Genomic DNA, 11,537 nt, shown 5'->3' on the forward strand with positions numbered 1-11,537 from the left:
GGAAAACCGGCGCCTTGCGTCAAAGCGACCTCGCCTCTTGACGCGAACCAACACCATTTCGCCAAATTTAAAGGTTCTTGCACTATCAAAGCCCGTGTCAATCGCCGGGCAAAGGGGCTATAGCGCATGCAGACGAAACAAGCGGCAGGCCGTGAACCGGCAGTCCGGCATGAACAGGAAACCGCCCCGGCGACAGCGATGCGCGACCTCGATTTCTCCAACATCCTCGACATCGAGCTCTTGCAGAAGCAGTGTGACGCCGTTGCCGAGGCCAACCGCAACCGACCCGACATCCTGCGCGCCGATCTTCTGGCGGTGCTGAAGAAGGCGAGCACGGAGGGCCGGCAGAAGGCGCGCGAGGCACTCATGGCCGACGGCGGCGGGCTGAATTGCGCCTACCGGATTTCCTGGCTGCAGGACCAGATCATCACCGTCCTCTACAATTTCGCCACCGCCCATATCTTTCCGCATCAGAAAAATAAGTTCGCGGTGACCGCCGTCGGTGGCTACGGCCGCGACACGCTGGCGCCCGGCTCGGATATCGACCTGCTCTTTCTCTTCTTGCCGAGGCCGGCGGAAGAGACGCACAAGGCGGTCGAATTCATGCTCTACGTGCTTTGGGACATGGGCTTCAAGGTCGGCCATGCCACCCGCACGGTGGAGGAGTGCATCGCGCTTTCCAAGTCCGACATGACGATCCGCACCGCCATCCTGGAGATGCGCTGCATCTGCGGCCTGCAGCGGCTGGGAACCGAGCTCGAGACCCGCTTCGACAAGGAAATCGTCACCGGCACCGGTCCCGAATTCATCGCCGCCAAGCTTGCCGAGCGCGACGAACGCCACCGCAAAGCGGGCGACACGCGTTATCTCGTCGAACCGAACGTCAAGGAAGGCAAAGGCGGGCTTCGCGACCTGCACACGCTGTTCTGGATCTCGAAATATTATTATCACGTGCGCGACCAGGCGGAGCTGGTCAAACTCGGCGTGCTGTCCAAGCACGAATACCGCCTGCTTGAAAAAGCCGACGATTTTCTCTGGGCGGTGCGCTGCCATTTGCACTTCCTGACCGGCAAGGCCGAGGAGCGCCTGTCCTTCGACATTCAGCGCGAGATCGCCGAAGCCTTCGGCTATCATACGCGCCCGGGCCTTTCGGCCGTCGAGCGCTTCATGAAACACTATTTCCTTGTCGCCAAGGATGTCGGCGATCTCACGCGCATCCTTTGCGCTGCGCTTGAAGACCAGCAGGCGAAGTCGATCCCGGGCCTTACCGGCGTCATCAGCCGCTTCACCCATCGCAATCGCAAGATCGCCGGCAGCGTCGAATTCGTCGAAGACCGCGGCCGTATCGCGCTCGCCGACCCCGAGGTCTTCAAGCGCGATCCGGTCAACATCATCCGGCTCTTCCATGTCGCCGACATCAACGGGCTGGAATTCCATCCGGACGCGCTGAAACGCGTCACCCGTTCACTCGCCTTGATCGACACCAGCCTGCGGGAAAATGATGAGGCGAACCGCCTGTTCATGTCGATCCTGACGTCGAAGCGTGATCCGGCGCTCATCCTGCGACGGATGAACGAGGCCGGCGTGCTCGGCCGTTTCATTCCGGAATTCGGCAAAATCGTCGCGATGATGCAGTTCAACATGTATCATCACTATACGGTCGACGAACATCTGATCCGCACCGTCGACATTCTCTCCGAGATCGACAAGGGACGCGCCGAGGATCTGCATCCGCTCGCCAACAAGCTGATGCCCGGCATCGAGGATCGCGAAGCGTTGTACGTCGCCGTTCTCCTCCACGACATCGCCAAGGGCCGGCAGGAGGATCATTCGATCGCCGGCGCCCGCGTCGCCCGCAAGCTCTGCGCCCGCTTCGGCCTGTCGCAAAAGCAGACCGAGATCGTCGTCTGGCTGATCGAGGAACATCTGACCATGTCGATGGTGGCACAGACCCGCGACCTCACCGACCGCAAGACGATCACCGATTTCGCCGATCGCGTGCAGTCGCTCGACCGGCTGAAGATGCTCTTGATCCTGACGATCTGCGATATCCGCGCTGTCGGCCCGGGTGTGTGGAACGGCTGGAAGGGCCAGCTGCTGCGCACGCTCTATTATGAAACCGAGCTGCTGCTCGCCGGCGGCTTTTCGGAGGTCTCCCGCAAGGAGCGGGCCAATGCCGCCGCCGAGGCGCTGCATTCAGCGCTGGCCGACTGGAGCCAGAAGGACCGTAATACCTATACCAAGCTGCACTACCAGCCCTATCTGCTCTCGGTGCCGCTGGAAGACCAGATCCGCCACGCCCACTTCATCCGCCAAGCCGATAAGGCGGGCCAAGCGCTCGCGACCACGGTGCGCACCGACAGTTTCCACGCGATCACCGAGATCACCGTGCTGTCGCCCGACCATCCGCGGTTGCTCGCCGTCATTGCCGGCGCTTGTGCCGCGGCCGGCGCCAACATCGTCGACGCCCAGATCTTCACCACATCGGACGGGCGGGCGCTCGACACGATCCATGTCAGCCGCGAATTTACCGACGATGCCGACGAGCTGCGGCGTGCGGCGACGATCGGACGGATGATCGAGGACGTGCTGTCCGGCCGCAAGCGGCTGCCCGAGGTCATCGCCACGCGCGCGCGCAACCGCAAGAAAAGCAAGGCTTTCGTCATTCCGCCGTCGGTCAACATCACCAACAGCCTGTCGAACAAGTTCACCGTCATCGAAGTCGAATGCCTCGACCGGCCGGGACTGCTGTCGGAGATCACCGCCGTGCTGTCCGATCTGTCGCTCGACATCCAGTCGGCCCGCATCACCACTTTCGGCGAGAAGGTGATCGACACCTTCTACGTCACCGATCTGGTCGGCCAGAAAATATCCGGCGACAGCAAGCGCGCCAACATCACCGCCCGGATGAAGGCCGTCATGGCCGAGGAGGAGGACGAGTTGCGCGAGCGCATGCCCTCCGGCATCATCGCGCCCGCCGCCACAGCCCGGACATCGCCCTCCACCGACAAGAAAGCCGGTTCCCCCGTATGAGCCAACACGCATGAGCCCAAACGCATGAGCCTCGTCAAGAAATTCGCGACCGTCGGCGGCGCCACCCTCGGGAGCCGCATCTTCGGCTTCGCCCGCGAAACGCTGATGGCCGCCGCGCTCGGCACCGGGCCGATGGCCGACGTCTTCTACGCCGCCTTCCGCTTTCCGAACCTGTTCCGCCGGCTGTTTGCCGAGGGTGCCTTCAACGCCGCCTTCGTGCCGCTCTTTGCCAAGGAGATCGAGGCGAACGGCACGGACGGCGCCAAGCGCTTTTCGGAAGAAGTCTTCGGCGTGTTGTTTTCGGTGCTGCTCCTCATCACCATCGTGATGGAGCTTGCCATGCCGCTGTTGGTGCGCTTCGTCATCGCGCCGGGTTTTGCCGACGACCCCGACAAGCTCTCGATCACCATCCGCATGGCGGCGGTGATGTTTCCCTATCTGATGTGCATGTCGCTGACGGCAATGATGAGCGGCATGCTGAATTCGCTGCATCATTTCTTTGCCGCCGCCATCGCGCCGGTCTTCCTCAACGTGGTGATGATCGGGGCGCTGTTTTATGCGCTTTATACCGGCGCCGATCCGCTGGCGACGGCCTGGTATCTCTCCTGGGGCGTTCTTGCCGCCGGCGTTCTGCAGCTCGCCGTCGTCTATTTCGGCGTGCTTGCGGCCGGCATGAGCATCGGCTTCCGTTTCCCGAAGATGACGCCGAATGTCAAGCGGCTGCTGATCCTGGCGGTGCCGGCTGCGGTGACGGGCGGCATCACCCAGATCAACCAGCTGATCGGCCAGGCGATTGCGTCGTCCCGCGACGGCGCGATCGCAGCGCTGCAATATGCCGACCGCATCTATCAGCTGCCGCTCGGCGTCGTCGGCGTCGCCGTCGGCGTGGTGCTTCTGCCGGAACTGGCCCGGGCGCTGAAGGGTGGCAACCTGCGCGAGGCCGGAAACCTGCAGAACCGCTCGATCGAATTCGTGCTGTTTCTGACGATCCCCGCTGCCTTCGCGCTCTGGATCCTGTCCGACGAGATCATCCGCGTACTCTATGAGCGCGGCGCCTTCCATCAGGAAAACACCGCCGTCGTCGGCTCGATCCTGGCGATTTACGGCATCGGCCTGCCCGCCTTCGTGCTGATCAAGGCGCTGCAGCCCGGCTTCTACGCCCGCGAGGACACCAAGACGCCGATGCGCTTTTCGGCCATCGCGGTTGCCACCAACTGCGCCACCGCGCTGACCCTCTTCCCCTATATGGGCGCGCCCGGCATCGCGGTTGCCGAAGCCACCGCCGGCTGGATCAGCACCGTGCTGCTGTTCATCACGCTTTTGCGCCGTGGCCACCTGACATGGGAATGGGCGCTGGCAAAGCGTACCGCCCTGCTGATCGTCGCTGCGGCCGTGATGGGCACTGCGATTGTCTTCCTCAAGCAGCACTGGGCGCCGTGGCTTGCTTCCGGCGCGCCGCTTATCACCAAGATCGGCACCCTCGGGCTGCTGATTGCGATCGCCATGCTGATCTATTTCGCCGCCGCTTTCCTGGTCGGCGGGGCAAATCTCGGCATGATCCGACGCAATCTCAACCGCAAGCCGGCGAAGACGGAAGGGTGAGCTTATTCGCCTCGATTTCGAAGTTGCGTCAGGATGGAAGCGCAGACGAAATCGAGGCTGTTTTCGACTTCATCGTTCCAAAAGCGAAGGATACGGAAGCCTTCGGCCTTGAAATGATCGTCGCGAACTGTGTCGGCTGCGTTCTCCGCATGCTGCGAGCCGTCGACTTCGATAATGATCTTAGCTTCGAAGCAAACAAAGTCGAGAATGTAGCGCCCCAGAGGCACCTGTCGTCTGAACTTGAAACCTTCGAGTTTCCGATCTCGAATGACCTGCCACAACGTATTTTCCGAGGGCGTCGAATCCTTCCGCATCGCCTTGGCACGGCTTCGATTGATCGGCGGCGGTATGTGGCGCATCGCGTCCCTCCCTGCATCGCGCTCGACGATAGGGTATGCCCCCCTCACCTGCAATTTCTAACACTTAGCTGAAGCTAAGATGTTGAAATTGCTTCCTCTCCCACAAGGGGAGAGGGGAAACGCGGCGCTCGCCTGGAAATACCTCTCCCCCTGTGGGAGAGGATACAAAATCAAGATCTTAGCCGAAGGCTAAGTCTTAGATTTTGTTGGTGAGGGGAGTTTCGTTGTGTCGACGCCTCCCATTGCGTTGGCCCGCGCTACGAGCCTCACCTGTTCAATTGGCCGACATCGTGATGGCTGCAATGGATAGGATAAACCGGAACGGGAAGAGGCGGCCGGATGGATCCTCTAGCAATCCACCCATCGTCGCTGCGGTCCGACGTCGACATGAATGATGCCGTTGCAATAGCTGCCGATGCCGCCTATGCCCGGCGCGCTTCTTGCGACAGCAATGATCGTGCGCTCCGACAGGCCAGGCATCCTGAAATCAGCCGCCAGACATGTCCCGTGCAGGGACCCGTGGCGGCGGGGATGCGGCCTGTGGCCCGAGGTTATCACCGGGCGGCGGCCGGTCTTCGCAGCAATATACGACAGGACCGCTCGCAGGCGCTCGGGAAAGCAGCCGGCACGAACGCTGACGGTCTGGACCGTGTAGGCGAGGCGTGCCTGATGTTTTGGAAGATGAACGGCATGCCTTTTCATGTCTTGACCGACGGCACCGGTTGCTGATTGTAGGGCGAAAAGGCCTGCCATGGCGAGCAAAGTTGCGTTCTGCATGGTCCCTCCGATCGGCTATCGCAGCAACCCCATCGGCGCCGGTGCCACGCGGCGGATTTTCAGTTCAAAAAAAGCTTTTTTGTGAAATTTTATACTCCAATATAAGTAAGACGGTTGATCAATTCGGCTTAAAACCCGGGATATCGCCGCTCAAAATTGGAATAAACATCTCAAACGCGAGGCAACACATGATGATCCAATCTCTTTTCCTCGTCACTCTCGTCGTCGACGACTACGACCGCGCCAAGGCCTTCTATTGCGACGGCCTCGGTTTCGACTGCCTTCAGGACGAGCCGCAGCCGGAGGGCAAGCGCTGGGTGGTGGTGAAGCCGAGGGGTGGGGACGGCGCCGCTTTTCTGCTGGCGCAGGCGGCAGACGAGACGCAGCGCGCGGCCATCGGCAATCAGACCGGCGGGCGTGTCGGCTTCTTTCTGAAGACCGACGATTTCGCCCGCGACCATGCCGCCATGCTGGCGGCCGGCATACGCTTTCTGGAAGAGCCGCGTCACGAGGTTTACGGCACGGTGGCCGTCTTTGCGGATCCCTACGGCAACACTTTCGATCTGATCCAGCACACTGCCGCCTGAACCCCTTGATTGCGACCGGTTGCGCGTGCATAAGCCGCGGCGTTAGCAATATGGGCGAAAAGCCCTGCTGCATTCTGCAGCAATTTAAACCATGACAGCGTGGGCCCTCCACCAGCCTATTGAGGACGACATGAACGAATTCAAGAAACTCGTATTCTCCGGCGTACAGCCGACCGGCAATCTGCATCTCGGCAATTATCTCGGCGCGATCCGGCGGTTCGTGGCGCTGCAGGAAGGCAACGACTGCATCTATTGCGTCGTCGACATGCATGCGCTCACCGCCCAGCTCGTGCACGAGGACATGCCGAGCCAGACGCGCTCGATCGCGGCTGCCTTCATCGCCGCCGGCATCGATCCGGAAAAGCATATCGTCTTCAATCAGTCGGCCGTGCCGCAGCATGCCGAACTCGCCTGGATCTTCAATTGCGTAGCCCGCATGGGCTGGATGAATCGCATGACGCAGTTCAAGGATAAGGCCGGCAAGGACCGCGAACAGGCCTCGCTCGGCCTTTACGCCTATCCGAGCCTGATGGCCGCCGACATTCTCGTCTATCGCGCCACCCATGTGCCTGTTGGTGAGGACCAGAAACAGCATCTGGAGCTCGCCCGCGACATCGCGATGAAGTTCAACCTCGACTATGCCGAGCATATCAGCAGGACCGGGTACGGCGTCGACATCACCGTCGGCAACGAGCCGGTGCATGCCTATTTCCCGATGGTCGAGCCGCTGATCGGCGGACCGGCGCCGCGTGTCATGTCGCTGCGCGACGGCACCAAGAAAATGTCGAAGTCGGACCCTTCCGACCTCTCGCGCATCAACCTGATGGACGACGAGGACGCGATATCGAAGAAGATCCGCAAAGCCAAGACCGATCCGGACGGCTTGCCGAGCGAGATCGACGGGCTGCAGGGCCGTCCGGAAGCCGACAATCTGGTGGCGATCTATGCCGCACTCGCCGACAAGTCGAAGGCGGACGTGCTTGCCGAATTCGGCGGCCAGCAATTCTCCGTCTTCAAGCCGGCGCTGGTCGATTTGGCGATCAACGTACTCGCGCCGATCACCGGCGAGATGCGTCGGCTGATGGACGATACCAGCCATATCGACGCGATCCTGCGCAAGGGTGGCGAGCGTGCAAGGGCGCGCGCCGAGGTGACGATGCGCCAGGTCCGCGACGTCATCGGCTTCCTCTATTGAGAGTGATCCCCCTTCTCCCTGTCGCGGGGGGAAGCGGAAAAACTGGACTTGCAAATTTTCCGCTTCGGGTGTCAGAGTCCGCGCCATGGTATCGAAGCGACTCTCACGGCTCGAAGGTCACCGCCGCAAATTCATGGCGGTAATCGACGGCACACCGGAATGCCAGCGCGCCGTTCATTATGCCGGCCGGCGCGCGAAGAATTCCAATGGCGGGCTGGTGCTGCTCTACGTGATCCCCGATGGGGATTTCCAGCAATGGCTCGGCGTCGAAGAGATCATGCGGGCCGAAGCGCGTGAAGAGGCCGAGGCGGTGGTTGCCAAGATCGCCCAGATCGTGCGCGAGACGATCGGCATCGAGCCTGAGGTCGTCATCCGCGAGGGCGGTGCTGCCGAACAGATCAACGCCGTGATCGAGGAAGACCGCGATGTGGCGATCCTGGTTTTGGCTGCCGGTTCTGCAAAGGAAGGTCCAGGGCCGCTGGTCTCCTCGGTCGCCGGCCGCGCGGCGGCGTTTCCGATCCCGGTCACCGTGCTGCCGGATACGCTGACCAACGAGGAAATCGACGCTCTCTGCTAACGAAACATGCGAGCGGTTTTCGGACGACACCATGCTCTAACCCGTTAAGTTAGAACAGGATTCTAGTTCCAGGCCGACCGGGCCTGAAATCATCCTGTTCCAGCATTTCTTGAGTACAAGTCTCTTGATTAGAGCCGTCAATCGGCTTATCTTCTTTTGAAGAATTCTAAAGACGGCCGAGACCATGGGCCGGCCGCATGGAGAACCAGATGTTCATTCAGACCGAAGCCACGCCGAATCCCGCCACGCAGAAGTTCCTGCCGGGCAAGGTTGTGATGGAAAACGGCACGGCCGAATTCCGCAGCACTGAGGAGGCTCAAGCCTCGCCGCTCGCCGCCCGCCTGTTCGAAATATCAGGCGTCACCGGCGTCTATTTCGGCTATGATTTCATTTCCGTCTCCAAGGACAATGCCGACTGGCAGCATCTTAAGCCGGCTATATTAGGCTCGATCATGGAGCACTTCATGTCCGGCAAGCCGGTCATGGGCGATGCCTCCATCCTTTCCGAAGACGCCGATGCCGGCGACGAATTCTTCGATGAAGGCGATGAATCGATCGTGCTGACCATCAAGGAGCTTCTGGAGACCCGCGTGCGCCCGGCCGTTGCCCAGGACGGCGGCGACATCACCTTCCGCGGCTTCAAGGACGGCAAGGTCTATCTCAACATGAAGGGTTCCTGCGCCGGCTGCCCGTCTTCGACGGCAACGCTGAAGCACGGCGTGCAGAACCTGCTGCGCCATTTCGTTCCGGAAGTGCAGGAAGTGATTGCCGCTTAAAAATCTTGAATTCGTCCGGCCGTTCATCTCAGGTTCGGCCGAACGGATTTATCGATAGGCGACACTGGTTTATTCGGAAATTGATGGCATGATCATTCTGGCGCTCGACACGGCGGGTGTGGACTGCGCTGCCGCCGTCTATGACAGCGGCAGGGATACGGTGCTGGGGGAGGCATCGGACATGATCGGCAAGGGGCATGCTGAACATCTGATTGGTATCGTCGATCGCGCGCTGAACCAGGCGGGACTGGCGCTTTCTCATATCGACCGCCTTGCCGTCACCATCGGTCCCGGCTCCTTTACCGGCATCCGCGTCGGCGTTGCCGCAGCCCGCGGTTTTGCGCTCTCCCTCAATGTTCCCGCCGTCGGCATCACCACGCTCGAAGTCATGGCATCAGCCCAGCGCGACAAGACGCCTCATCGCGCCGTGCTGGCGGCGATGGATGCCAAGCGGGACGAAATCTACCTCCAGTCCTTCGCAGCCGACGGTTCGTCCCTCGACGCGCCAAGGGCGGTCAGCATTGCTGAAGCGCAGGCTTTTGCCGCCGGCTTCGACGGCGAGATCACCGGTTCGGCGACGCCCCTCCTCAAGGCCGACGCCCTCGGCGATCACACCAACAGGTTCCCGATCTCTGTGGTGGCGCGCCTGGGCGCTGCCGCCTCCCCCGATGCCGGAAAGCCGAAACCCCTCTATCTGCGCGGACCCGATGCCAAGCCGCAGGCCGGGTATGCGATTGCGCGACGAGTATGACGATGCTGGAATCCTATCTGACGCTGAAACCGGAATTCGAGATCATCGCCATGGAGCGTGAGGATTGCCGCGATGTCGCCCTCCTGCACGGCGAGCGGTTTGCCCGCCCCTGGGGCGACGGTGAATTTCACGGCCTGCTGATGCAGGACACCGTGTTCGGCTTCGTTGCGCGCCAGACCAATGCCATCCTGAAAAAGCCGCTTCCGGGGTTCATCCTCGCCCGCCATGTTGCCGGCGAGGCGGAGATCCTGACGATTGCCGTGCAGGCGAAGGTCGCTCGCGCCGGACTGGGCTGGCGGCTGATGCAGGCGGCGATGCGGGAAGCACGCGCGCGCGGCGGCGAGAGCATGTTTCTCGAGGTCGACAACGGCAATACGGCAGCACTTGGCCTCTACCGCAAGCTCGGCTTCGAAAAGGTCGGCGAACGCCAGGGTTACTACAGACAAGAAAACGGCGCCCTCTCCACGGCGCTTGTCATGAAGCGCGTTCTTCGGTAGTTCCCTGGCAGCGAGATGACATGCAGGCCGGCGCAAATGCCGTGCGGCGTTGTCGAAACATGAATATCTCTATAGGCGGGCGATGACCGATGTAGCCAAGACCCTTGAGGAGCTTTGCACCGAACGCGGCATGCGCATGACCGAGCAGCGCCGGGTGATCGCGCGCATCCTGGAAGAGTCGGAAGACCATCCCGACGTCGAAGAACTCTACCGCCGCTCGGTGAAGGTCGATGCGAAGATCTCGATCTCGACCGTCTATCGCACCGTGAAACTGTTCGAGGATGCCGGCATTATCGCCCGGCATGACTTCCGCGACGGGCGCTCGCGCTACGAAACGGTGCCGGAAGAGCATCACGACCACCTCATCGACCTGAAGACCGGCACGGTCATCGAATTCCGCTCGCCGGAGATCGAGGCGCTGCAGGAGCGCATCGCCCGCGAGCACGGCTTCCGGCTGGTCGACCACCGGCTGGAGCTCTACGGCGTTCCGCTGAAAAAAGAAGATCTCTGAAGCGATGGCAGCCCGGGAGACCAGCATTTGATCGCATGGCTGCGCATCGCCTTCGCCGCGGTCGTCATCCTTGCCGTCAGCCTCATGCTCATGCCGCTGCAGATCCTGGCGCTGCGGTTCGACTGGCGGCTGCGGCGCCGGCTTCCGCGCGTCTGGCACCGTGTCGTCTGCTATTGTCTCGGCATTCGCGTCCGCGTGAGCGGCAAGCTGGAAGACCGCCGGCCGCTGATGCTCTGTTCCAACCATTCCTCCTGGCTTGACATCATGGTGCTGTCGGCCGTTGCCGACGTCGTCTTCATCGCCAAGATCGAGGTGCGCGACTGGCCGATCTTCGGCACGCTCGCCAAGCTGCAGAAGAGCGTCTTCGTGGTGCGCGAGGAACGGCGCAAGACCGGTCATCAGGCAAACGAGATCGCCGGGCGCATGGCCGACGGTGAGATCGTCGTGCTCTTTCCCGAGGGCACGACCTCGGACGGCAACCGGCTGCTGGAGGTAAAGTCCTCGCTGTTCGGCGCCGCCGCGATGGCCGTGCCTTATTCGCCGACGGGGACGGTCGTGGTGCAGCCGGTCGCGGTTGCCTATACCAGGGTCCACGGCATCGCCATGGGGCGTTATCATCGGCCGCTCGCCGCCTGGCCGGGTGATATCGAGCTGCTGCCGCATCTCATCGACATCGTTCGCTGCGGCGCCATCGATGCCGAGGTTTCCTTCGGCGAGGCGGTGGATTACCGCGCCGATACCAGCCGCAAGGAGGTGAGCGCGACGATCGCCTCGCGCATCCGCAACCTCCTGAACAGCCGCCTGCGCGGGCGGGAAATCTCCTGAAGCAAGATTTTGATTTTCTCTGGCGGCAAAAACCACTAAATAGCGCG

Annotated in this window: 12 protein-coding genes; 10 read left to right on the top strand and 2 right to left on the bottom strand. The window is 61.7% G+C overall.

Features of this window, described 5'->3' with window-relative positions:
- Positions 1-126 precede the first annotated feature (126 nt).
- Both ACIPSK_RS22755 and murJ read left to right on the top strand, forming a co-directional pair.
- On the top strand, positions 127-3,033 hold the full coding sequence (locus ACIPSK_RS22755) for a [protein-PII] uridylyltransferase (RefSeq protein WP_162115405.1): 2,907 nt from the start codon (positions 127-129) through the stop codon (positions 3,031-3,033).
- A gap of 24 nt (positions 3,034-3,057) precedes the next feature.
- Complete coding sequence (gene murJ, locus ACIPSK_RS22760; protein ID WP_162115406.1) at positions 3,058-4,635, top strand: murein biosynthesis integral membrane protein MurJ; 1,578 nt, start codon at positions 3,058-3,060, stop codon at positions 4,633-4,635.
- 2 nt (positions 4,636-4,637) lie between these two features.
- Here the strand turns inward: murJ and ACIPSK_RS22765 are convergent, their stop codons facing one another.
- Together ACIPSK_RS22765 and ACIPSK_RS22770 are read right to left on the bottom strand one after the other, a co-directional pair.
- Positions 4,638-4,994, bottom strand: coding sequence for an endonuclease domain-containing protein (locus ACIPSK_RS22765; protein ID WP_162115407.1), 357 nt, complete (start codon positions 4,992-4,994; stop codon positions 4,638-4,640).
- A gap of 348 nt (positions 4,995-5,342) precedes the next feature.
- A complete protein-coding gene (locus ACIPSK_RS22770) occupies positions 5,343-5,771 on the bottom strand; it encodes a YcbK family protein (protein WP_017966738.1) in 429 nt (142 codons plus the stop codon).
- A gap of 188 nt (positions 5,772-5,959) precedes the next feature.
- On the opposite strand from ACIPSK_RS22770, the gene ACIPSK_RS22775 reads away from it, so the two are divergent.
- The 8 genes from ACIPSK_RS22775 to ACIPSK_RS22810 all read left to right on the top strand — a co-directional run bounded on the left by ACIPSK_RS22775 (position 5,960) and on the right by ACIPSK_RS22810 (position 11,490).
- Positions 5,960-6,358, top strand: a complete 399-nt coding sequence (locus ACIPSK_RS22775) for a VOC family protein (protein WP_026154399.1) — start codon at positions 5,960-5,962, stop codon at positions 6,356-6,358.
- Between the two features lie 130 nt (positions 6,359-6,488).
- Complete coding sequence (gene trpS / locus ACIPSK_RS22780) at positions 6,489-7,553, top strand: tryptophan--tRNA ligase (protein WP_017966736.1); 1,065 nt, start codon at positions 6,489-6,491, stop codon at positions 7,551-7,553.
- An 85-nt stretch (positions 7,554-7,638) separates the two neighbouring features.
- Positions 7,639-8,130, top strand: coding sequence for a universal stress protein (locus ACIPSK_RS22785; RefSeq protein ID WP_003544884.1), 492 nt, complete (start codon positions 7,639-7,641; stop codon positions 8,128-8,130).
- Between the two features lie 209 nt (positions 8,131-8,339).
- Positions 8,340-8,906, top strand: coding sequence for a NifU family protein (locus tag ACIPSK_RS22790; protein ID WP_012755783.1), 567 nt, complete (start codon positions 8,340-8,342; stop codon positions 8,904-8,906).
- Positions 8,907-8,994: 88 nt separating this feature from the next.
- The gene (gene tsaB, locus ACIPSK_RS22795) at positions 8,995-9,657 is read left to right on the top strand and encodes a tRNA (adenosine(37)-N6)-threonylcarbamoyltransferase complex dimerization subunit type 1 TsaB (protein ID WP_017966734.1); all 663 of its coding nucleotides are present in this window, start codon (positions 8,995-8,997) and stop codon (positions 9,655-9,657) included.
- Complete coding sequence (locus ACIPSK_RS22800; protein ID WP_017966733.1) at positions 9,654-10,154, top strand: GNAT family N-acetyltransferase; 501 nt, start codon at positions 9,654-9,656, stop codon at positions 10,152-10,154. The genes tsaB and ACIPSK_RS22800 overlap by 4 nt, the downstream gene beginning before the upstream one ends.
- 82 nt (positions 10,155-10,236) lie before the next feature.
- On the top strand, positions 10,237-10,665 hold the full coding sequence (locus ACIPSK_RS22805; protein ID WP_017966732.1) for a Fur family transcriptional regulator: 429 nt from the start codon (positions 10,237-10,239) through the stop codon (positions 10,663-10,665).
- Between the two features lie 27 nt (positions 10,666-10,692).
- Positions 10,693-11,490 (top strand): lysophospholipid acyltransferase family protein, encoded by a 798-nt coding sequence (locus ACIPSK_RS22810; RefSeq protein ID WP_162115408.1) that lies wholly within the window; start codon positions 10,693-10,695, stop codon positions 11,488-11,490.
- Positions 11,491-11,537: the final 47 nt, after the last annotated feature.

It is taken from the genome of Rhizobium sp. LARHSG275, assembly GCF_052871115.1.